This is a genomic window from Hungatella sp. L36 (assembly GCF_014288035.1).
Map to the genome: position 1 here is coordinate 1 of NZ_JACOPC010000004.1, position 22,309 is coordinate 22,309.

The window sequence follows — 22,309 nt, forward strand, 5'->3', positions numbered from 1 at the left end:
CCTTGACTTAACATCCAATAGGCCAGCGTTTTACGGTGGTCTTTTTGTAGTTCCTAAACGCTGCATAAAACTTTTTTGCAAACTTCCTCAATTCTCTATTGACTTTTCATTTGCAGGCTAATTTATTGATTTGTATACGTTCTAAATACATTCGCATATCGTTCTTTACATCTAACCAAGTTACTACTGTATGTGTCCGGTCATAAATCTGTTTTGATATTGATAAAAGCAAAATAGTGGATTCTGGCAAAATAAATTCTATATTCTTAAACGATAGGGAAACTTGCTCCCCTGATTCCAATTGCGATATTTTTTTTAATAATTTATCTAAATTGGTATTCATATATATCATGTTAGGTAATTCTAAAGTCATTGTCAATTCACCCCTCACATCAGAATACCATTGTTTAAATAATGTGTCAAATATTAGCCTACGGGAAAAGGGATTTTTAAATATAAGATTGTGTTTAGGTGTAGGCTTCTATGACAATGTATATTACAATAGAAGCCCACACTAATTTTCATTACTATATATTCTGCTTTATAATTCTTGAAATTAGCCCAACCGCCACATTTCGCTCCTCATCAATCCTGGTAACAACGAAGCTCACGTCATCCTTTTTCCCAGGGAGCCGGTTGTCATAGCAGGAGTGGGCAATCGCATTCACCCCGATACTAAGCCGCACGAATACTGTCCCCTTATGAATATCGGTTACTGTCCCGGCATACTTGCCCTGGATTTTGCACCGGGCCAGATTGGCTTTGCTGGTATTGCCGTTGACACTCTTCACATCGGCTTTCACCGAGATATTCTGGATATCTGGAGCATCTACCGACAGGATACGGACCAGGATCTGATCCCCGACATGGAACCGCTCATTGGCGTCACCCAGCCAGTCCCAGGAAAGATCCCTGGCAAGGATGGAGCATTCTACACCGAAGATCTCCACGCGGACCACCTTTTCGGCCACGGCAATCACCCTGGCCTGGACGATGCGATCCTCGCACACGCGGGAATTTCCGGAGCTGTCCGACATATAAAAGATCTGCCGCTTCTTATACATCGCTTCTTTTCGGCTGGCGACAACACTCCGGCTGGCCGTGTCAAGTCCCTTCACCAGAAAGTCAATTTCACATCCAAGCATATTACCAAGGACTTTGCTCTGGCGTTGTACCAGCTCCCCATAATTATGCTTTTCGTCCTCAATCAGGTTTATCATCATCTCGGCCATGGGGATCACCACCCTCATCTCCTTGTAGTAGATCACCGCGATCATACCACCCTGATCCATTTTTTCGATACCGCCCAGAGTTCCGGTCAGAACCTTTTTGGTGCGGTATGCATTCTGAAATTCATGCCAGACAATATCCTCCCGGCTTTCCGGTGTCTCAATTTCACTGTCCGCATCAATCGTGAGGATGGATGATGGGACTATTTTCTTGACTGGAGCCATATCCGGAGCGGTTTCTTTGGTGCTTGCTGCTGTTTTTTGAGTTGCCATAATAAATCTCCTTTCAAAATGGTATATAAAAACCGCAATCAAAAGATTTGCGGCAATTAACCGGACATGATAGATTCTTTATCAGTAGGTACGATCTGAAGCTGATTGTCCGGCCAATCTTCCGGTAACTGCCTGGCTTGAAATACTGGAGCTGCAGGTTCCGGAGCGGGAACCTTTGGCTTTGAATCCCGTTTTCGTTTGGGTGCCGGATGAGGCTTTACCATATTCGCAAAGTCCGGTTCTGGAGCCTCCGGCAGCTGTCTCCAATCCGGAATATGCTCTATCGCCTTTCTGGGAATCAGCTTTTTACTTTCCGCGTGAAGGGAATAATCGAACTTTTCTGCCTTTAAAACCTTCTGACTCCGCAGAATGATAAGCTCCTGGTCCAAAGGAAACCGTAATACCTCGTCCATGGTGAGCAGTTTCCGCTTCCCAATGGAGCTTGTCTCCCGGTATTCCGGTGTATAGTCTGAAATGCGCCAGGTTCCCAGCTGTTTAGCCTGACTGGATACTCCGATAGTAATTTCTCCGGTCCGGTCTGAAATAAATGTGGCCGTAAGCTCATCCGTACAGCCTAAAAATAGCTGTGTATCGCAGTTTCCGATAATTTCCTGCCACTGATTTAATGGATACCGGTTTTGCATTTGCGGAAGATTCTGGAAGATACATGCCAGAAACAGCGACCTGCTTCGGATGGTACTGATTTTTTTGGTAAGGTCCGGTATGACTCCAATATTCGCCAGCTCATCGGCCAGAATCTGCACTGGGACAGGGAGCTTGCCACCTACCCCATGTTTATCCGCATACCGGACGAGCTTGATAAAAACAAAACTCATGAACATGGAAGAGAGGAAATCAAAGGTACTGTCCTGATCGCTGGTGATACAGAAATAGGCACATTTTTCATAGCCTGGCCGCGTCAGATTGATTTCGTTGTAGCTGGTGATCTGGCGGATCAGTTTATTCTGAAATACCTGTAGCCGGGAACCGAGTCCAACAATCACGCCGCTCCTTACCGTATCAGACGCCTGCCGGAAAATGGAATAAGGCGCCTTAGCCGGATGAGAGACCGGCAGCAAATCAAATAGGCTGTTCAATTCCTGCTCCGAGGTATTCGTGAGGAGCTTGTATACCTGGCCGATATTCTTTCCTTCAGGTGGAAATCCTTGCTCTACATACAGCACCAGTGCTTTCAGCAGGTTCAGCTCCGCGTTATCCCAGAAATGGTCCGGTTTGCCCGAACCGGTATTTTTTATGATGACGTCTGCAAAGAGCTGGGCCATGGTTTCCTGCCCCTCAATCTCCATCAGACAATTCCATGAATCAGAATTTTCCGGATTAACCAGGTTAAATGCCCTGACGGTATAGCCATTGGACTCCAAATATGCGGCCATATCTTCATAGAGTTCGCTTTTGGGATCGGTTATAATCAGCGATTCCCCTCTGGCAACGCAGCCAAATATCAGATTGCGGGCAAAGGCTCTGGATTTCATGGAGCCGGAGGCACCGTAAACGGCAATATTCCGGTTCATTCTTGTATTCTCCGGCAGGCAGATGGCCTGATTCCCCAGCTTCCCAAGGATAATCCCGCGTGTGTGGCTGGGATCTTTGACAAGCTCCAGCACCTTATGCATTTCCTCTTCCGTCATAAAGCCGGAGGTTCCATAAGCACCCTGGTCGGAATATTTTAAGTTCCGTTCCTCGTCATAGACCAGCTTATCCCCAAAGCCCATCCGCATCACCATGAAGATCAGAAGTCCAAGCAGGGACAGGCAAATAAAAATCCCATACAGATTGTACGGGAAAATCGTCATGGCATGAAAACAGGCGGAAGGACTGCCGGAAGGAAATCCGGGGGAAACAGAGCTTCCCAGGCTGTATCCGTTATCCAACCAGGCATTGTAGTTTATAAAAAACTGTGAGAGATAACCGGCTGCATAGAGTATCGGCAGGATTATGGGCGGAAGCAGGAATACCAGCTTCCATAATTTCTGTTTCAGTTGAAAAACCTCCTTTTAAATTTTTCAAGGTCGATTGTGCTGACGGATACGGCGTCGCCTGCGTATTCCAGGATAGCTGCCTTCTGGAAGTCAAAGCATAGAATCTGGCCGGTAAGCTGGTGCATCCGGAGCGCGGTAATAAAGCGGCAGATTTCCAGCATGTCGAAGTCATAGGCAAAAAGCACAGGGATTCCCTGTTCCTGGACCGCATCGTGTTCAAATGGAAAGGCTTCGCGATCTGGCGGCTGTAAGTCGGACCCCAGCAGGCCATCCAGCTTTGCAAGTAGCTGTGGAGCGGCCAGGAGTTTTAATAGAGCTTCCCCGGCTGGGGTGTCCGGAACAAAATGAAAATAGTCATAGCTGGTATCCAGCGCAAAGCAGCATTTATGGTAGCCTCCGGTGCTTCTCATCAAGACAGTCGCCGTATACATATCCGTACCAACCATAATGGCATGGATTTGAGTATCTGTCCGATAATGCCGGGAAAGGACACCCTGGTTCAAGTGGTGCTGTAATATGGCCTTCAGCTTAATCTCAGTATTATAGGACCATTTCATAGCACAGTCCCCGGTATAGTAAATCACGTATACCGTGGAATTCGACAACAGAATGCCCATGGTCCGGGAATTGTTGACCTTTACGGTTTCCATTCCCAGCTCTTTAATCTCACGGGAATGATAGTATACAGGACAGGGCAGCACCTGCATGGAAGCCGGTTCCCCGGCCTGGAATAAATTTGGCTTTCGGTCCCGGAATATTTCAATGCCGGCTGCTGTTAAAAGCTGGTATGTACGGGCGGTCTGATGGAGCCGGAGCCTGCGGGGCGGTTCGCTGCGGGGCTGGTTGGTATCGGAACTGCCCGTCAGATAGAAGGAAAACCGTTCCGGATTCTCGGCCAGGAGCGCCTTCTTGCCGACTGATGAGAGGCGGTAGCCACGGAGCTTGTCCCGGTAATGTGTTTTTAGTAGGCGCTCATCCTTTAAGCGGGTAATCATCTTTTCACCATAACTGCCACCCATGCCAAGGCGCCAAAGCAGGTCGGCTGGGAACTCGCCTGACAGGGCGGTTAGCTCCATGAGCCTGTACTGGAATGTATCTGTATTCAAAGTTTAATCCTCCCTTACTTAACCGTATCCGTCTGAAACTCCGGTAAAACTATGCCTTCTGGAAATGCCGGAATCGTGAGTTTCCGGGGGAGTTTCAGCGCTTTTTACCGTAGTCGGATAAAATGTGATTGAAAAACTCAAAAATCCGACATGGATTTCAGGCGGCCTTCATGGCTTTTCAGCCAGTCCGGAAACTGCCCACAGGCCATTAAAGTAACAACCGTGCAGTCCTGCGGCCCGAACTCGGTTGTATGATAGGTGTTACATAAAAGCCCCGTGTCGTCCACCATCAAGAAGGCGGCGATGGTATCCAGAATCATTTTGCATTCCATATTGTCGTAATCCCGGATTCGGCCGATGGAAAGTTCCTCATTAAATACATGGGAGAAGCAGACCACGCATTCCCCGTATTTCGTAACGGCGTTTTCATTGACATAGCATTCAAGGGCATAGTAGAGCGGATCGGTCAAAAACGTGGTGCGTTCCTGCTTCCTTTTCTTAGGAAGAAGTCCCGGCAGGGTGATAGATGTCATGCCGTCCTCCTGTGAGATTGAAATGCCGTGGGACTGGACTGTTTTTTCCATCAAGGTGGCCTTTGGTACAATGTTGGCGGCATAGATCAGTCCCCTTAGTGAACAGGCAATCTTTTCCGCCCGTATCGCGGCGTCTGTGCTGACCTCTTCATAGTTCAGTGGGTATTTTTCTGTATCGGTAATACGCATGGCGAGAATTGCATTAGTGATTTTGGGCAGTTCATCTTCAATTCTCTGCAGGCGTAAATTCAAAATTCTTCTATCCATGGGGGGGGGGGTGGTTACTCCTTGCTTTTTATAATATTGTATGGTTCCATCAGGAAATACCCGGCAGAAAGCCGTGATACATGGAAAGTCCAGTTTGCTTATCTGGGACTCTGTTTCCACAATCACAAGCCGGTGCGGGTGCTCAGCAGTTGGAAGTGTGGATACCGCATGGTTTATCAGCAGTTCTTTTTCCGATGGAACACTAATTACTTCATATATTTCATCTTTTGCGAAAAAGGTGAGTATGACCGGATAGCTGCTAGCAGTATGGTAAGAAACCTGCGGGAGAAAATCCAAAAGCACCCATATTCCAGCCAGCGTGTCCGGGTTTATTACCGTATCCTGATACAACGTAACCGTATCTGTCAGACGGTTGTAACAGATCCGCCCCTGGTGCTCCAGCCGTGTCAGGAGGCCGGAAAGGATATCCTCCTTCAGTTCCGGTAACAGCCGCATAATCTGGCCGTAAGTCAGGCACTGGTATAAGGACAGGCAGCGCAGCAGTTCGGCCGTCTCCTGTTCATGCCGTTTATGATACATTGGATTCCCTCCTTCAGTTGTAAGTATTGTATAAGTACACTCTGCGTATGAAAATCAGCAGGTCAAATATGTACGCACACTCTACTTATATGTTACGCAGTAACCGGTTCCGGCTCCTGGCTTTGCTGCCTTTGCCTTGCAATCAGCTTTTTCAGTTCTTCACGGTCTGTTGTGATAAGCTCTTTTTCCAACTGTGACGCTTTAAACTCTACCGTGACGTTATTGTTGTTTGTGGATATCAGGGCGTTACCACGCTCAAAATGAGTGATAGCCATGGTCTCGGCCTCTGATAAATGCAGAATATCCTGTACTCTTTGGGCCTCCTCATCCTCCAGGTTGAGAACAATTTTTGTTTTAGAGTTATTGATAATGCCTTTCCCGTACTTGCCGTCATCCAGTGCGAAGAAATCGTTTAAATCCTGGGTCGCACAGATTGCCGCCCCGGCGTACCCTCTTATAATTTTAAAAATCTCAAGAACAAATTCCGCGGCAAGACGGTTGGAAGAAGCGCCTATTAATTGCCATGTCTCATCAATAAAGATTGCTTTTTCAACGGTACGGTCCTCCTTGGTCTTATCCCAGACGTAATCCAGGGCTACAAACATGCCGACAGTCAGCAGATCGCCTGTCAGCTCGGAAATATCCAGAACGGTATACTTATTGCCCAGATTTACATTGGTTCTCTGATTAAAGGTAGAAGCAGAACCATGCACCAGGCGATTTAAGATATTTGCTATGCGTCTGGTATCCGGATTCTTTTTCAGAATGTTATAAACATCCTCCAGAACCGGCATTTCTTTGTATTGGTTCGGGTGCTCCGGATCGACCAAGCTTTCATTATTATGTGTGATTCCTTTCCCGTTGTAAGTCTGAATCAACACCTCATCTAACAGCTGTTTCTCCTCATGGTTCATGTCCGGAATCAGAAGTGAAAAGAAAATATGAAGCCGTTGGATTTTAGCGGCCAGCTCCGATTTATCTACGATTGGGCCGTCAAGCAGCTCATTCGTCGCTTTGTCCGTTTTCCGGATTTCCATAATGTTGATACAATTCCGGGAGGCCGGTGAAATCTGGATAAATTCTCCCCCGATATTGGTGCAGGCCCGGTGGAATTCATGGCCTTTCAGTGGAGCGATGATAAATACCTGGATATTTTTCCGTCTCATCCTCAACGCCATAAGCTGCATAGAGAAGGTTTTTCCGGCTCCGGAAGTTCCTAGCAGCGCAATGTTGGCATTTTTATAGACGCGGCTGTTGAAGATGTCCACGATAATCAGGGAATTGTTGTGCTTATTGACTCCTAATAAAATGCCGTTATCGTCGCACATCTCGAAGGACGTAAAGGGATAACAGCTCGCAGCGCTGGTTGTGAGCAGATTGCGCTTAGAGCGCTCAAACAGCTTTTTCTCCAGCGATACCAGAGGCAGAGCTGACAAAAGCGCCTGCTCTTCCCGGAAATGGCAGGAGACGGCTTCCATATCCTGTGACAGCAGAAGCTTTTTCATTTCATTACTCCGCCACTCCAATTCTTCCAGCGATTCCGCCGTAATCGTGATAAGGGTATTGAGGTAGTAAAAATCCTCGTTGTTTGACAGCCCTTCCTTCAGAAAATATCCGGAACGGATTGCACTGTCCAGGTCATCATAATCAGAATTCGTGTCTGAAGTTTCCTTGATTTTTGAACGGTTAATCCGGAGCTGCTGGCCTAGCTTTTGCTGAATCCGGTCCTTTGGCTGGCGGTCAAAGAAAAGGTCAACGTCGATTCCGTCCCCGGCGTTTACAAGGAGCGAGATCCAGCCTGCACAGACCTGTGAGCGGTAGCCCCGGGATGGAATTAAGAGATAGGTATGGTATACCCCGTCCATCACCACATAATTACTGTGTGTGTAATCAATTTGCTCCGGAGCAATAAACTCCTGTGCGGGTATCCTGTCTAAATCATTCCGCCTGCCTGCATTGATGTACTGGCCGATTACTTCATTCACCCGGACAGGAAGCGGCTTTTCCACGCTGTATTTCCGGTTTAAAAGGCTGTATAAAATATCGGTTGCCGCCTCATCCGCATTATCCGGCTGGACAACCTCATTTCCGCACTGTTGAAGATACGTCCGGGCCGTCTGGACCGCCGTTGTGAGGGCATTAATGGCATCCACCTCTTCATTATGGCGGTTGCTGCCTGTAAACGGCTCATACTGAAATATGATAAAGAAGCGCCTGGTTATGGCCTCTTTGGAGCCAATCTGCCGGATTAGCTTTTCGTAGTCTTTCTGGAGGGCAATGCAGCGTTCATCTGTTTCTGACTGCATCTCCGTTTGGATGGTTTCCAGGTGCCGGTTAATATCGGCCCGGCGCGTCAAAACTTTGAACTGCAGCTTGACCGGACTGATTTTTAGATAGCTGACAAAAGAGTAAATGATATTGCGCTGCTCCCGGGCACTTCTTAAAAGGAAGTTGATGGGTACCACCTCGATGATCTTTACATAGCGGTAATCCTTTGTATAGATAATGCCGTTTGCAATCTTCTCAATCGGAAGATAGGCTGCGGCTGGATTCAGATAACTGTATTCGGGAGTTTTGGTCTCCGGCTTTTTTGAGGATTTGCTTTTGCCGGAAGACCTGCGCTTTTGTGATTTTGCTCTTGCCGGTTTCTCCTTCTTTTCCCGTACCTGGCCGAATTCCTCCGCAAATTTTTCCTTTTTAATTTTAGGCGCCTTTTCCTTCCTGGGCCGGCTCTTTTTCTTTTGCGGCTGTTTATCAGCGTTATCTGGTTCCTTCGTTTCAGAAATCCCGACAATCCGCCTCTTTTTCAGATATACAAAAAAATTGATAACAAAAGAGGAAAGGCTTTCTCCGTCAATCCCTATAACTGCAAAAAGAGCCAGAGGAAGGACGGTTACACAGGCAACCATAATTTTTGTTGTCAGGGTAAAGGGAAGTTTAAAAATGGGAAGTCCAACACCCAGAGTAATTATGGCAGCTTCGATAGCATTTCTTATTTTCACAGTACCGCCAAACAGTGTTCCGCTTTCTATAAAGTTGGGCGGTATAATATACAGGTCATTTTCTTCCTGTTTCATGGACATGGATTGCTTTCACCTCCTAGTGCAATAAAAAAACAGGAGCAGTCGGATTACTGTCCTGTTGGGCTTGCTTCATCTTCAACGACATAAGGCCTTCCGCATAAAACAATGCGGTTAATGCTGTAGATTGGCCGGTAGACAACTTTTCCCCGTCCAGAGGAAGCATCCACGATGTAGCCGTCTCCACAATAGATTCCCATGTGGCTGATATTCATAAACCGGTTGTTAGTTTCAAATGAGTAAAAAACCAGATCTCCGGGAGCCAGGTTCTCATACGAAACCGCCAAGTTATTTTCGACAATGTATCGTCCCTGTGCAGCGGCTGTATTAGAGCCTTCATACATTAATTGGACTCCAAGCTGGTTATAGACCCAGTAACAAAAAGAACTGCAGTCAAAATAGCCTGGCTGGTTCCGTTTTCCCTGACTGTAAGGCGTTCCCAGTTTGGTGAGTGCCAAGTCAACTGCCGCATTTCCTGTTTCGCCAGGGCGAAGATTCGGATTGATGTCTACTTTATAGGCAGTATCATACAGAAACACATTCAGGTTATTTGCATACTCCAGGGCTAGAGCAGACTGTTTATCAGTGAGTTGAAAAATGTGGTCTGCAAAATAGGCATCACCGGCGTATTCCACGGTGTAAGCATAATGATAAATGGTCTCTGTTGTTCCGTCTTCATCGGTTACCTCTTCACTGGTTACCACGGTGCTGTAAGAGAAAAGTCCGTCTGCAGCTTCAATCATCTGCTTCAGCTTTGGAAGATTGATTTCCTGATAATCTCCTTGGGAGGCGCAGAACTGGGAAATAATGAGCGTGCTTTCATATACAATGCTGTCAGCAAAGTCATCTGTAATGATATAGTCACAGTCGCTGCCCAGGGAATCGCCTTCCTGCTTGATTTTTGCTATGATCTGGTTATGCTTTTCATATAGAATGCTCTCAATCGTAGTTTCCACGTCTGTTAAATTTGCCAGGATGACCGAGTTATCATTTAAAACATTATCCGGGACAGAATCCAGGCCGCCGCCTCCAAAAATTAGAGAGGGCAGCATTAGGATATATAGTATGGGAAGAATCAGGATAAAAGCGGCAATGGCAATGATTTTCACAACTGTCTTTCTTTCCGCCCACAATCCGGCAGCGACTGCGCCATATGGACCACCAACTGCAGATCCCTGAGCAATTCCATCAACAGCTTTTCCTGTTTTGATAGCTCCCCGGAGTGTATTGGCAGCAGACGCGGTCGTGGAGAGGGTATCTATGGAACTTTTTCTTTCATCTTCCATTACACGCGGTCCTTCCTTTTTGGCATGTTGGGAAGCTGCTTAACGATTTTTTCATGGTAAGCAATCTGCCCCTTTTCTGTCATGTAAGGAGTCCGCTCCACCGTATCTTTTGCATACTGCCTGTACCAGGTGGAATTATCAGCAGCCGTAACAACATCGTAGTTTCCCTCCGGAGCCATGTATTGATCGGTCTGGTACATACCAAATGAAGTACCGTTGGGATGTTCCGCGGAGGTTTCTATGCCGCTGATCCGTCCGCCGCCGATTTCCACATCTTTATAGGCTGGGGCATCTGGAACTCCAGTCTGACCGAGGTAAGAAGTCAGGGCCTGCGCTGCCTGTGGACCGGACATGGTGCCAGTATAGTTGATATTCCCTTTGGCAACCGCCCCGGTGACATCATTAGCAAATGAGCCTCCTTTTTGTACCGAGGATTCAAACATTTTCCGGCTGATGGGATTTCCACCCTGTCCGGTGGCACTCTGAACGGCTCCATTTGTGAACTGACGGCTCACTGCACCGGCCAGCCCACCTGACATAAAGGAAGCGCTGCTCATATGCTGGGAACTGGAACCGCCTCGAAAGGAACCACCACGGAACATGCCGCCACCGGCTACATTTTTTGCGGTTGTCAATCCCTTGGCCGCAATCATGAGTTCAGCCATCATACTGCCACCGGTATGGCCGACATTGATTCCTAAGCTGCTCATGAAGCTGTCAATCTTCTGGCTTATTTTCAAAAAGGCTATCGCACACAGAAACCAGATCAGAACATTTCCGGCTGCAGTTTCTTTCCCGACAGCCTGGACGTCGGCTTCTGTAACGGCGGCCATAGCGGGTACCGACTGTAATAAAAGTAAAGTGACTGCCAGAAAGGGGACGGTCAGTATTTTCTTCCATGATTTCATTGTGACCTCCTATAATGATAGTGGATTGGCGATAAAATTGCCAACCATGCTGGTGAAAAGACGAAGGCACCAGGCATTCATCACCAGCAGGAATACCTGGCCTCCGAACATACGGCACCAGGATTTAAAAATGTTAGCGGTACTTTGAGAGGCGCCGGTAGCAAATGCCATCGGCGCGGTATAGACCAGCACACCAAGAAGCACGTACCGTTCGGCAGCCTCAAAAAGCAGTTTAATGTAGTTCCAGGCCAAAATCAGGACGAGGATCAGGGCGATTAAGGCCACGGAGCCGCTTGCACAGACTCCGATTATTGTCAGCAGCACGGAATTAAAATTGGAAAAGCTGATCGGCGGAATCTCTGAATTTAAAATCCAGGTATAGGGGGTGCCGCCAATTTTCAGTATAATGTCCGTGATCTGATTGCAGAAATAAATCAGCAAAATAAAAAGGATTGACCGGATTGAGAGCTTGATGGGGTCTTCCGCTTCAATCCCTGCAATCAGGCCGAAATTCTTAAAGACCTGCCAAACCAGGTTTAGGAGCACCAGGCCAATGGCAGTTGCAACAAAAATCTTATACATGCTTTTGGCTGCCGGGAAGTACCGAAGGAATGTGCTCATGTCACATCCCAAAGCACCCAGAACGGAAGTGGTAATGAGATCCAGACCGTTCATGACCTGCTCTGAAATCCATTCCACAATCCCATCTAAAATGCCCATAGAAATTCCTCCTTTCCGGGGCTACACAGCTAAAAAGGCCAGCTGTTTCTGGACTTTTGTGTGAATAGCCGAGTTTTTAAAACAGATACAAAGCGGCCGGTCCCCATGTTTCCGGCAGAATGCTTCCGGAAATGCCACCTGCGGCACCGGATAAGAGAATCCGCCCAGAAGTGCAGAATGCACCCGCGTATAGAATCTGTTCTTTTTTCTATGGATATTGGTGGTCCCCAGATAGATCCTGGTCCCATCGGAAGGCAGCGCGTACACATCGGCCGGGATCGTTTTATTTAAAGTCCATATTTTCATGACGCACCTGCCTTATCCGTTCCAGCGTCCATCACTAAAGAATGGCGTCACATAGGCCATGATGAAACCAAGGCCGTTAAGGATTACCCAGGAAATAGCAATCCGCTTCAGCCAGGCGCGCGATTCATCAACGGTTTTTCCGCTTTTGCTGAAATTCATGAGAAGCAGAGCAACGGAAGCTGTCACGATGGCCGCAATGGTGGAAATGCCGACAATTTTCCCATAGACATCTTTCATAATGGTTTCTGCCTTTGCCCACATATCAGCGGCCATGATCGTCTGGGTGTTCAGCATGAGAAAATAAGTGCTGAAACTGATCGTGCAAAGAATCTTACGGAAAGGGATACGCCGCAGCGCCCTCCGGGGAAGCTCCCCTGTTTTTTTAATCCTATTCAACTTTGTACCTCCTGATTATTGTGTTTTTTCTCCGGAAACAGAAAAGCCGGCAGTCTGAATAAGGGACCGCCGGCTTTTCCGGGAACCTGAAATCTGCGGAGCCAGATACCAGGTACAGCAGCATTTTGCTGTTTTTGGCACAAAAAAAGCACCATCTAAGGGGTGCCATCTGTGTGCTGTATGAAATTTTGATAGAACTTTGAGCATGACTATTATATCATGGGTAAAATGTCGTGTAAATCGCAATACTGTGCCAATTAAGGATAATTCAGTGCCAGTTCTATGCCATGTTATTCTCATCGGGGCAGAACCTGTTTAGAGCGGAAATGCAATCTCTGGAGGTGAATCCCCAAAGAATGGTACTCAGTGCCTCAATCGCCTTCGGTCGTTTACGGTAGTAAGTCCGCTGCGATATGTTGGCAATATGCGGTTTGAGCTTTTCAATAATTTCCTCTACGTTCTGTAGCTCCTGGGGAGAAAGATAGGAATAGTACAGTATCCAGTAGTATTGCTCTCCGTGCTTATGCTTTGTCCGGAGCAGATCCACGGCAGCCATGAGCGTATTGAGCATTTTGTTGCTTCTCTCAATGCTCTTAGCGTATTCCTCCAGTTTGGAGCCGCCCACATCGGCCCCGGCCAGATAAATGGAGTCCAGAAACTCCTCAATCGAGCTGCCAAACTCAATTTCAAAGCTATGGCGGACCTGCTGAACGGCCAATTCCAGATTCCACACCGCATCCCGGTAACTTTCCAGTAGCTTACTGGTATCGTGATATATGGCACTGTCCTTGTTTACAGGTGTCTCATTTTGGATAGATGATTTTTTACGCATTGACATGTCCTCCCATGAATTGATTTTTTCCACGCTGTCCTCCAGTGAATTTTCTTCCGGCCATTTCATCATCGGTTCGTACCGGTGACAGGCAAAGTTCAAAGTGATACCCTTCCCGGCCGTCCGGACATATGACCCTTAGAGAATACCTATAATTACCTTCCATGCAGTCGGATAAGGGATATAACTTATATATAGTTCTGGAACACTCACAGCATGGAATCCCTTGTGTAGCAAGGACTTTTGCCACTTTTCGGACCATCGCCCGCATGTGCGGTTTTGAAACGCTATTTTCTTCGTTTGGAACGCAAATCTGTTCATCCCGGATAGGCGATGTGTCTGCCTCCAGGCTGGCAGCCGGAATATGTAATGGAATATTAAAAGCCATAGAAACCTCCTCTTTGTCAATCATGACATCTGATACTTGAAACATTGTTGACAGGTAGTTATTTAGGTAGATGACGCTCCCGTGTCTGCCAGGAAAGGAGATCAGGGAGAGATAGTCTAACTTTTCCAGTTTGTTGAAAATTCTGCTTACTGTAGATTTTGATACTCCCCAGCGGAGCGCCAGGTCTGAAAAATTGGTAAGCGGATTTCCGGTTCCATTCCGGAAATATACGACCGGGCCTTTATCGGAGCCTTGCACCTGGCTGTCCTGATAAATGGTATGGAGCCACAAGTCCAGAACAATATCCATTTCGGACGCTTTTCCCAAGCTGATGAGTTCATGAGCGGCTGCTATCGGGAAAAAGAAAAAGCCCACGTCCTTCAGACATGGGTAATTATATTCCAACGCGGTATTTGAGGTTTTCCAGCCGATAATTGAAAATTTTATAAGGTTTCCCCGGCCAAGTTTGGAATAGGTTATGTAGTGCTGCTTTTTCAGCGTGTCCAGAATAGAAATGGCCTGATGTTGGAATCGCGTTCGGAACCACTCGGACAGCTCTGCAGCTGTGCAGATCCATTGTCCTGGTTCAACAAGGTAGGTAATTCCGTCCAGGCGGCGGTATGAGCTTCTAAAGTTTACATAGGAGCATAGTATAACAAAATAAAAAAGATAGGAGCTTCCGTTGGTACGAATGTTTCTATCTTCCATGATACGGCGGATAAACTCCCGGTACATTCTGCACCGGGGGTAGTCCACTATTTGTTTAATTTCTAATTGGTAATCCATGTTTACCTCCATTATGGAATTTAATTCAAACTATACTTTTAATAGGAAATATGCTATAATAAGACGTAAGTTTTAGTTGTTAAAGAAGCATAGTACAGCAAATATAGAGGGCTACCTTTGGGTAAAGGTGGAGATAGAGTGGACAGTGTTTTCAAGAAGCCCGTCAAAGCACCGAAAACACTAGAAAAAATCCTTGTAGGGGTTCTGTCTGCAACACCCTGATCACCAGTTCAAATCTGGTTGTCGCCTCTCAAAGAATCCTGGAATTTACTTTCCAGGATTTTTTTGCGTCTGCAGATGACGTATCTGAATTGAATTAAGTAAGAACAGAACCATTTCTGTAAGAGGCAGGAGTGGTAACTATTTAGACGGCGCATTATGTGATATACTAAAAATCAGATTTAAAGTGTCAAAAGTAAGTATTAAAAATAAGACAAGTATTAAAAATAAGACAAATATCAAAAATGAAACAAGTATCAAAAATAAAACAATACAGGATTAAAAAAGTAAAGGAGGCTCATTTTGGAAAAAAATCGGGAGCTTTTAAAGACAAATTTGCTGGTCAGTGTGATCCTGGTATGTGGTTTTCTGGTGACGGCGTTTTTTAGTTATCAGGCAAATTATGAGGCTTCGCTTAATAACATCGAACAGGTGGCTTCTCTGACGACGGAGGGCATTTATTATCAGCTTACAGCCCTGTTTACAAGGCCTGTTAATATTTCCCTTACCATGGCCCATGACAGCCTTCTGGCGGCCCATTTGGAGGGCGAGGAAGCTCATTTAGAGGACGAACAGTATGCATGGACGATCAAGAACTATTTGGAGACTTATCGGGAGAAGTATGACTTTGATTCAGTCTTTCTGGTATCGGCCCTGACGAACCGCTATTATAATTTCAATGGGATTGACAGAATACTCACGGAAGGAGACCCGGAGAACGTATGGTATTTTGATATGCTGAACGATGATCTTGAGTACTCCATGAACGTGGATAATGATGAGGTAAACGGAGCGGACAATGCAATAACGGTGTTTGTAAACTGTAAGATCTATGGGCCTGATCGTGACTTCCTGGGTGTGGTGGGAGTCGGTATGCGGGTGAGCTACTTAAAAGAGTTTTTGAAGAGCTATGAAGAAAAATATCATTTGAATGCATGTCTGATCGATGAGAACGGTGTGATTGAGATCTCTTCTGAACATACGGGATACAGCAGGATCGACTGGTTTCAGACGTTTGAGCAGGAGAGTATCCGCAGTCAGGTGCTGGGCTGGAAGGAGGATTCTGCCAATCTGGAACTATGGTCGGATACTGCGGTGGGCGGCCAGGGAAGGAGCTATGTGGTTTCAAGGTATATTCCGGAACTGTCATGGCATCTGGTAGTGGAACAGAATAACGGCGCTATCGTGAGTGAAATAAAGGATCGGCTGTACCAGACAGGGGTTATTATTATAGCGATTATTATTACAGTCCTGGTAGTAATAACAACGGTGCTCCGCAATTTCAACAGGCAGATTACTCAGCTGATGGAAGAACGGCAGGATGCGTTTAAGAGGGCTACAGAGCAGCTGTATGATAATATCTACGAACTGAATATAACGAGAAACAGATATGCGAATAAATTGACAGAACAGTATTTCGGCAGTCTGGGTGCGGGGGATCTGCCTTATGACCAGGGACTTAAAGTGATTGCGGAAAAACAGATTAAGGAGGAGTACCGGGAGGGATACGTCTCCACATTTACTCCGGAAAATGTTATCCGGCAGTATGAAATGGGGAATAATCATTTAAGATATGATTTCAAGATTACTCAGGATGGGAGCCGGTATTTTTGGATGCGGATCGATGCTTATATCTTCTTTTCTCAGGAAGATGAATGTATTCATATGTTCACGTACCGGAAAAATATTAATGCAGAGAAGGAAAAGGAAATTCGGGCCTCTTTTGATGAGATGACTGGTTTCTTAAATAAGATGGAAACGGGAAGGGAAATTACCGCCCTGTTGTCCAGACCGCCTGATGGGGTCTATGCCTTCTTTCTGTTTGATATTGATAATTTTAAGCAGGCCAATGATTCGTGCGGGCACGCATTTGGAGATTACTGTATCAGAGAGTTTACTTCTATCATCAGAAAGCATTTCCGGGTAAATGATGTGCTGGGCAGAGTGGGCGGAGATGAATTTGCAGCGTTTATTCCGGCGCCTGACTCTGAATGGGTTGAGGATAAGGCGAAGGAGTTGTCGAATGCACTGAGGGTTACATGCACAGAAGGCGGGAAGAGCTGGGAGATGTCCGCAAGTATTGGAGTTTCTATTGCCTCTATTGATGGAAATGATTTTGATACGTTGTATCAGAAAGCGGATGCGGCGCTTTATCAGACGAAACAGAGGGGGAAAAATGGGTATACAATAGCGTGATGCCCAGGAAAATCTAAAAAGATTGTGAAACATCAATTGACGAGATTGACTTTTTGCAGGGACTTCATTATAGTTAAGTCATTATGAGGAAAAGAGGCGTTTAAATATATGATGAATAAATGGAGGGAAAAGTTTGCAGGATTTATGGTGGGCCGCTATGGGGCGGATCGCCTGGGACAGTTTTTGATCGGTGTTTCACTTTTCTTTCTGCTGCTTGGAATTTTCATAAGGAAGCCATGGGTGGATATTCTGGCGTTTGCGTGCCTGATTCTCTGCTATTTTCGGATGTTTTCGAGGAATATCGGGAAAAGGTATAAGGAAGAGCAGGTGTTTGAAGGACTTCGCTATTCTGTGATGGAAAAGTTTCGCAAATTTAAGTTTAGAATCCGGGAAAAGAAGGAATACCATATCTATAAATGTCCCAGCTGTGGACAGAAGATCCGGATTCCCAGAGGAAAAGGGAAAATCAGCATTCACTGTCCGAAGTGCAATACGGATTTTGTTAAGAAGAGTTAAATCAGATTATAAGACGAAAGACAATATTAATGCAGAAGGGAATTATTATGAACCTACAGTTTAAGCCGGTAGAGGCAAAGGATATCGAGAGAGTGACGCCGTTTTTCGCACTGCGGCCCAATAAGACGTGTGACAGTGTGTTTCTGGACAGTTTTATCTGGAGGGATTTTTACCATATCCAATGCGCTATCAGCGATGAGAAAGCAGTACAGTTTTTGATGGAAAAGGATGGCATTACTTTCAGCGCCATGCCGATGTGTAAGGAAGAGGAGCTGTCCCATTACTTTTATGAGATGGTGGAATATTTTAATACCGTGTTAAAGAAGCCGTTTCGGATTTATCTGGCGGATGAGGACGGTGTGAACTATTTAAATCTGGATCCTGAGAAGTTTGAGGTGAAGGAGCAGGAAGATTTAAAGGATTATTTGTATGATGCTGCAGCTATGCGGTCATTGGCCGGCAAGAAGCTGCATAAGAAAAAGAATCATCTGAATGCATTTTTGAGAGAGTATGAAGGGCGGTATGAGTACCGGACTTTATGCTGTTCTGACCGGGACGATGTGTGGGAGTTCCTGGACAGATGGTGGGAAAACAAAGTGGAGGCCGCGGAGTTCGGTACCCAGTTGGATTATGAGGTAAACGGAATTCACGATATCTTGAAGAACTGTTCCCAGTTATGCGTCCGGATGGCCGGTGTCTATATCGATGGTAAGCTGGAAGCATTTACGATAGGAAGCTATAATGAATTTGAAAAAATGGCGGTAATTCACATTGAGAAGGCCAATCCGGAGATCAATGGACTTTACCAGTTTATTAACAGAGAGTTTCTGGTCAGGGCATTTCCAGAGGAAATGATGCTTGTCAACCGGGAGGACGACGTGGGAATGGAAGGCCTGCGCAGAGCGAAGATGTCCTATAATCCCATTGACTTTGCCAGAAAATACAGCATAGAACAGAAGGACTTTAAAGGATGATACATTATTTAAGACAGGAAGAGAAAAGCAGGAGCCGGAAGCTGTGGGAAGAGATCTTTGTGGAAGATTCCCAGTCGTTCGTGGATTTTTACTATGCGGAGAAGGCTCGCCGGAACAAAATTCTCGTGGCGGAGGAGGACAATGAGATCGTGGCCATGCTCCACCGGAATCCGTTTGATGTGGTGGTTAAGGACCGTATTTGGAGGATCGACTATATCGCCGGGGTGGCTACCGCGGCGGCATGGCGTCACCAGGGGTATATGAGCCGCCTGCTGTCCAGGATATTTGCCGATATGTATATGGAAAAGATGGGATTTTGCTTTCTGCATCCGGTGGATCCGGCTATTTATCTGCCGTTTGAGTTTACCTATATCTTTGATCAGCCGCAGCTTACTTTGAGTGAAAAGGGCATGATGCGTCTGAGCGGACGGGCCCTCATAGAACAGCGGACGGAGGAATGCGAGGAGGCGGCCAGATTTGCGGGCAAATGCCTCGAAAAGCATTATGAGGTCTATACGATGCGTGATGAGGAGTATTACCGGGCTCTGTGCCGGGAGGTGAGAAGCGCCGACGGCGATCTGGTACTCTTGAGAACGAGGGACGAGAGGGAGCGGCTGGCCGGTATTTCCGCCTATTATGGAGGCGGAGAGATGGAACAGAGGGAGCTTCTGGTGCATCCGGACTATGTGAAGGAGATCGCCCCGCCAAAGCCTCTTATGATGGGACGAATTATCAATCTGGAGCAGTTTGTCTCTGTGATCCGGTTAAAAGAGGACTCAGAAGTCAGTGAGATGGAACTTATGATCGAGGTCTCGGACGGGCAGATACGCCAGAACGACGGCATTTTCCGCTGGAAGCTGGATAAGAATGGCTCCAGGGTGACTCGGATGACGGAGGGGACTCTTGTAAAGCCGCATCTGTCGCTGGGAATTGCGGAGATGACAGCCTGGCTCTTCGGATACAAAATGCCGCAGATGCCGGAAAACCGCCGGAGTATGGCGGAAAGAATCAGGCCGTTAAACGGTGTTTATTTTGATGAGGTAGTATAGTAGCGCGTTGTGCAAAACTAATAGATTTTCCTTGTAACCAGTCCTGTTTCTGTAGTATAATAAAGAAAACAGCAGCAGGGGAGGTTTCTATGGAAAACAGATATATTAAGCTTCAGGCTCCAGGATGTAACGTACCGCTCAAGGTTGTGCCGGGACATTTCGCAACCAACCATTCCCATATCAATTACTACATTGATATGACAACGCTGAAGACACGTGTTAGTGAGGCACAGGAGGTCGCCCGTGATTTAGTGGGACTTTACCTGTATAATACGTTTGTGGATACCATCGTATGCCTGGATGGCATGGATGTGGTAGGCGCCTATCTGGCGGAGGAACTGACAAAGGCAGGCGTTATGTCAAGGAATGCGCATCAGACAATTTACGTTGTGACTCCGGAGTATAACAGTAACAGCCAGATGATTTTCCGTGACAATATTCAGCCTATGATAACCGGTAAGAATGTGATTCTTCTGATGGCTTCCGTGACAACGGGAAAGACGATCAACAAGGGAGTCGAGTGTATTCAGTATTACGGAGGAAAGCTCCAGGGAATATCGGCGATCTTCAGTGCGATCGGGGAACTGGACGGGATGCCTGTGAACTCTGTATTCCGGGAGCGTGATATCCCTGATTATCAGACGTATGATTTCCGGGAATGCCCATACTGCAAGAAGGGAATCAAGCTGGATGCCCTTGTAAACGGTTACGGATATTCGAAGATTTAAAAGAAGCTGAACGGCAGTGGCGGGCGTGGATTGAAATGAGGTATTTTCAAACATACTCTGAAACGATCCGGGGTGCCGCAGGCGGATTTGGAAGAATCCAGTCTGCGGCACCCCGTCTGAGTTCCAGTACCGGACCGGCATTGCATGGCAGAGTGCAGTGGCGGCCTGATTGAAAGGACAGGAGGGAGAACGGAAGAGATGGAAGCACAGGAACAGCTGAAGCAGTGGATCTCGGAGAGCAGCCGGATCGTATTTTTTGGCGGAGCCGGTATTTCGACAGAGAGCGGGATTCCGGATTTCAGGGGCGTGGACGGGCTGTATCACCAGCAGTATCAGTATCCGCCGGAGACGATTATCAGTCACAGCTTTTACAGGCAGAATCCCCAGGAATTTTACCGGTTTTATAAAAACAGAATGCTGTTTCCGGAAGCAGAGCCGAACCGGGCACACCTGGCTTTGGCAAAGCTGGAGGCGGAAGGAAAGTTAAAGGCTGTTATCACTCAGAATATTGACGGTCTTCATCAGGCGGCGGGCAGTAAGGAAGTCCTCGAGCTTCACGGATCGGTACACAGGAATTACTGTACCCGGTGCGGGAAGTCTTACAGCCTGGAAGATATTTTAAATATGGATGAACCGGATGGAATTCCGCGGTGCAGCTGCGGCGGGACAATTAAACCGGACGTGGTGCTCTATGAGGAGAGTCTGGATCAGGAGGTGCTTAGCCGGTCGGTGGCATATATCACCAGGGCGGACATGCTGATCGTTGGAGGCACATCGCTTACGGTTTATCCAGCCGCGGGACTGATCGATTATTATAGAGGAAACCGGATGGTTCTGATTAATAAGACGGTTACCCCCATGGACAGCCGTGCTGATCTGGTGATCAGCGGGCAGCTGGGAGAGGTGCTGGGAGACGCGGCAGGCGTGTGAGAGCGCTGTACAGGCAGAGAAAAAATGACAGAATAAAGGAGCGTAAAACTATGTATCAGGCAGCAGAAGACAGATATGAGAAGATGGACTATAAGCGCTGTGGAAGAAGCGGAGTGAAACTTCCAAGGGTTTCTCTCGGGTTATGGCAGAATTTTGGTTTGGAAAAGCCGATTGAGGATCAGGAAGCAATCCTCTGCAGGGCGTTTGATTTGGGTGTGACACATTTTGATTTGGCGAATAACTACGGATTTCCGGCGCCAGGAAAGGCGGAAGAGAATTTTGGGGAGATTTTGAGACACGGCCTGGGAACCTACCGGGATGAGATGATCATTTCCACGAAGGCCGGATACGATATGTGGCCGGGACCGTACGGAAACTGGGGATCCAGGAAGTATTTAATGGCCAGTCTCGATCAGAGCTTAAAGCGGATGGGGCTGGAGTATGTGGATATTTTTTATCACCACAGACCGGATCCGGAGACACCGCTGGAGGAGACGATGGGAACGCTGGCGGACATCGTAAGACAGGGCAAGGCGCTTTACGTGGGCCTGTCCAACTATTCGAAGCAGGAGGCGGAGAAAGCGGTTCTTCTGTTAAAGGATATGGGCGTACACTGTCTCATCGAGCAGCCGCGTTACAACATGTTCGAGAGAACTCCGGAAGACGGATTGTTTAAAGCTATGTGGGAGCACGGCGTGGGCTGTATCTGCTACAGTCCTCTGGCGCAGGGGGCATTGACCGATAAGTATTTAAATGGTATCCCGCAGGGGTCAAGAGCTTCCAGAGTGGGGACTACGATTAATGACCGCTATTTATCCGAGGAGAAGCTGGATCAGATCCGCAGGCTGAATGAGATCGCGGTGAGCAGGAATCAGTCGCTGGCCCAGATGGCGCTGGCATGGGTGCTTCGGGAGAAGGCTGTGACTTCCGTACTGATTGGGGCCAGCAGTGTGAGACAGCTGGAAAACAGCGTTCAGTGTCTCGATCATCTGGAGTTTTCGGCAGATGAGTTAAAGGCGATTGACGAGATCTTAAAATAAGGACACT

At 47.0% G+C, this 22,309-nt stretch carries 20 protein-coding genes; 7 read left to right on the forward strand and 13 right to left on the reverse strand.

From position 1 onward, the window contains the following. Window positions 1-106: 106 nt before the first annotated feature. The 13 genes from H8S80_RS11685 to H8S80_RS11745 form a co-directional block, all read right to left on the reverse strand. Window positions 107-373, reverse strand: a complete 267-nt coding sequence (locus H8S80_RS11685; protein WP_117624329.1) for a hypothetical protein — start codon at window positions 371-373, stop codon at window positions 107-109. A 154-nt stretch (window positions 374-527) separates the two neighbouring features. Then, on the reverse strand, window positions 528-1,454 hold the full coding sequence (locus H8S80_RS11690) for a S1 RNA-binding domain-containing protein (RefSeq protein WP_117624339.1): 927 nt from the start codon (window positions 1,452-1,454) through the stop codon (window positions 528-530). A gap of 104 nt (window positions 1,455-1,558) precedes the next feature. After that, complete coding sequence (locus H8S80_RS11695) at window positions 1,559-3,502, reverse strand: VirD4-like conjugal transfer protein, CD1115 family (protein WP_117624330.1); 1,944 nt, start codon at window positions 3,500-3,502, stop codon at window positions 1,559-1,561. Next, window positions 3,499-4,608, reverse strand: a complete 1,110-nt coding sequence (locus tag H8S80_RS11700) for a hypothetical protein (RefSeq protein WP_243008001.1) — start codon at window positions 4,606-4,608, stop codon at window positions 3,499-3,501. The genes H8S80_RS11695 and H8S80_RS11700 overlap by 4 nt, the downstream gene beginning before the upstream one ends. A 137-nt stretch (window positions 4,609-4,745) precedes the next feature. Then, window positions 4,746-5,948: a DUF6100 family protein gene (locus H8S80_RS11705; protein ID WP_117633213.1), complete on the reverse strand. Its 1,203-nt coding sequence runs from the start codon at window positions 5,946-5,948 to the stop codon at window positions 4,746-4,748. Window positions 5,949-6,040: 92 nt separating this feature from the next. After that, the gene (locus H8S80_RS11710) at window positions 6,041-9,025 is read right to left on the reverse strand and encodes a VirB4 family type IV secretion system protein (RefSeq protein WP_330617714.1); all 2,985 of its coding nucleotides are present in this window, start codon (window positions 9,023-9,025) and stop codon (window positions 6,041-6,043) included. Window positions 9,026-9,078: 53 nt separating this feature from the next. After that, the gene (locus H8S80_RS11715) at window positions 9,079-10,314 is read right to left on the reverse strand and encodes a C40 family peptidase (RefSeq protein WP_117624333.1); all 1,236 of its coding nucleotides are present in this window, start codon (window positions 10,312-10,314) and stop codon (window positions 9,079-9,081) included. After that, window positions 10,314-11,222, reverse strand: coding sequence for a hypothetical protein (locus tag H8S80_RS11720; RefSeq protein ID WP_117624334.1), 909 nt, complete (start codon window positions 11,220-11,222; stop codon window positions 10,314-10,316). Before H8S80_RS11720 ends, H8S80_RS11715 begins: the two co-directional genes overlap by 1 nt. A gap of 9 nt (window positions 11,223-11,231) precedes the next feature. Beyond that, a complete protein-coding gene (locus tag H8S80_RS11725; protein WP_117624335.1) occupies window positions 11,232-11,942 on the reverse strand; it encodes a hypothetical protein in 711 nt (236 codons plus the stop codon). Window positions 11,943-11,963: 21 nt separating this feature from the next. Next, window positions 11,964-12,248, reverse strand: coding sequence for a hypothetical protein (locus H8S80_RS11730; protein WP_117624336.1), 285 nt, complete (start codon window positions 12,246-12,248; stop codon window positions 11,964-11,966). A 12-nt stretch (window positions 12,249-12,260) separates the two neighbouring features. Then, window positions 12,261-12,644, reverse strand: a complete 384-nt coding sequence (locus H8S80_RS11735) for a fimbrial protein (protein WP_117624337.1) — start codon at window positions 12,642-12,644, stop codon at window positions 12,261-12,263. Between the two features lie 280 nt (window positions 12,645-12,924). Continuing rightward, window positions 12,925-13,476, reverse strand: a complete 552-nt coding sequence (locus tag H8S80_RS11740) for a hypothetical protein (protein WP_117624338.1) — start codon at window positions 13,474-13,476, stop codon at window positions 12,925-12,927. Next, window positions 13,469-14,650, reverse strand: a complete 1,182-nt coding sequence (locus H8S80_RS11745) for a helix-turn-helix domain-containing protein (RefSeq protein WP_117633214.1) — start codon at window positions 14,648-14,650, stop codon at window positions 13,469-13,471. Before H8S80_RS11745 ends, H8S80_RS11740 begins: the two co-directional genes overlap by 8 nt. 522 nt (window positions 14,651-15,172) lie before the next feature. On the opposite strand from H8S80_RS11745, the gene H8S80_RS11750 reads away from it, so the two are divergent. The 7 genes from H8S80_RS11750 to H8S80_RS11780 all read left to right on the forward strand — a co-directional run bounded on the left by H8S80_RS11750 (window position 15,173) and on the right by H8S80_RS11780 (window position 22,302). Continuing rightward, on the forward strand, window positions 15,173-17,065 hold the full coding sequence (locus H8S80_RS11750) for a sensor domain-containing diguanylate cyclase (RefSeq protein WP_117633215.1): 1,893 nt from the start codon (window positions 15,173-15,175) through the stop codon (window positions 17,063-17,065). A 108-nt stretch (window positions 17,066-17,173) separates the two neighbouring features. Then, on the forward strand, window positions 17,174-17,581 hold the full coding sequence (locus H8S80_RS11755; RefSeq protein ID WP_110323159.1) for a hypothetical protein: 408 nt from the start codon (window positions 17,174-17,176) through the stop codon (window positions 17,579-17,581). Between the two features lie 47 nt (window positions 17,582-17,628). Then, window positions 17,629-18,555 (forward strand): DUF2156 domain-containing protein, encoded by a 927-nt coding sequence (locus tag H8S80_RS11760; RefSeq protein WP_002602087.1) that lies wholly within the window; start codon window positions 17,629-17,631, stop codon window positions 18,553-18,555. Next, window positions 18,552-19,604 (forward strand): GNAT family N-acetyltransferase, encoded by a 1,053-nt coding sequence (locus H8S80_RS11765; RefSeq protein ID WP_002602086.1) that lies wholly within the window; start codon window positions 18,552-18,554, stop codon window positions 19,602-19,604. Before H8S80_RS11760 ends, H8S80_RS11765 begins: the two co-directional genes overlap by 4 nt. Window positions 19,605-19,693: 89 nt before the next feature. Next, on the forward strand, window positions 19,694-20,332 hold the full coding sequence (locus tag H8S80_RS11770; protein WP_002602085.1) for a type I phosphoribosyltransferase: 639 nt from the start codon (window positions 19,694-19,696) through the stop codon (window positions 20,330-20,332). Between the two features lie 198 nt (window positions 20,333-20,530). After that, on the forward strand, window positions 20,531-21,262 hold the full coding sequence (locus H8S80_RS11775) for an NAD-dependent protein deacylase (protein ID WP_117633216.1): 732 nt from the start codon (window positions 20,531-20,533) through the stop codon (window positions 21,260-21,262). A gap of 50 nt (window positions 21,263-21,312) precedes the next feature. Then, entirely contained in the window at window positions 21,313-22,302 is a 990-nt protein-coding gene (locus H8S80_RS11780) for an aldo/keto reductase (RefSeq protein ID WP_002602083.1), read from the forward strand. Window positions 22,303-22,309: the final 7 nt, after the last annotated feature.

What these genes read in the sequence shown, in the direction of transcription:
- H8S80_RS11685 (WP_117624329.1), bottom strand. Translation starts at nt 373, where the DNA reads ATGACTTTAGAATTACCTAACATGATATATATGAATACCAATTTAGAT.
- H8S80_RS11775 (WP_117633216.1), top strand. Translation starts at nt 20,531, where the DNA reads ATGGAAGCACAGGAACAGCTGAAGCAGTGGATCTCGGAGAGCAGCCGG.
- H8S80_RS11715 (WP_117624333.1), bottom strand. Translation starts at nt 10,314, where the DNA reads ATGGAAGATGAAAGAAAAAGTTCCATAGATACCCTCTCCACGACCGCG.
- H8S80_RS11720 (WP_117624334.1), bottom strand. Translation starts at nt 11,222, where the DNA reads ATGAAATCATGGAAGAAAATACTGACCGTCCCCTTTCTGGCAGTCACT.
- H8S80_RS11705 (WP_117633213.1), bottom strand. Translation starts at nt 5,948, where the DNA reads ATGTATCATAAACGGCATGAACAGGAGACGGCCGAACTGCTGCGCTGC.
- H8S80_RS11725 (WP_117624335.1), bottom strand. Translation starts at nt 11,942, where the DNA reads ATGGGCATTTTAGATGGGATTGTGGAATGGATTTCAGAGCAGGTCATG.
- H8S80_RS11760 (WP_002602087.1), top strand. Translation starts at nt 17,629, where the DNA reads ATGAACCTACAGTTTAAGCCGGTAGAGGCAAAGGATATCGAGAGAGTG.
- H8S80_RS11710 (WP_330617714.1), bottom strand. Translation starts at nt 9,025, where the DNA reads ATGAAACAGGAAGAAAATGACCTGTATATTATACCGCCCAACTTTATA.
- H8S80_RS11770 (WP_002602085.1), top strand. Translation starts at nt 19,694, where the DNA reads ATGGAAAACAGATATATTAAGCTTCAGGCTCCAGGATGTAACGTACCG.
- H8S80_RS11740 (WP_117624338.1), bottom strand. Translation starts at nt 13,476, where the DNA reads ATGCGTAAAAAATCATCTATCCAAAATGAGACACCTGTAAACAAGGAC.
- H8S80_RS11765 (WP_002602086.1), top strand. Translation starts at nt 18,552, where the DNA reads ATGATACATTATTTAAGACAGGAAGAGAAAAGCAGGAGCCGGAAGCTG.
- H8S80_RS11730 (WP_117624336.1), bottom strand. Translation starts at nt 12,248, where the DNA reads ATGAAAATATGGACTTTAAATAAAACGATCCCGGCCGATGTGTACGCG.
- H8S80_RS11745 (WP_117633214.1), bottom strand. Translation starts at nt 14,650, where the DNA reads ATGGATTACCAATTAGAAATTAAACAAATAGTGGACTACCCCCGGTGC.
- H8S80_RS11780 (WP_002602083.1), top strand. Translation starts at nt 21,313, where the DNA reads ATGTATCAGGCAGCAGAAGACAGATATGAGAAGATGGACTATAAGCGC.
- H8S80_RS11690 (WP_117624339.1), bottom strand. Translation starts at nt 1,454, where the DNA reads ATGGCTCCAGTCAAGAAAATAGTCCCATCATCCATCCTCACGATTGAT.
- H8S80_RS11755 (WP_110323159.1), top strand. Translation starts at nt 17,174, where the DNA reads ATGATGAATAAATGGAGGGAAAAGTTTGCAGGATTTATGGTGGGCCGC.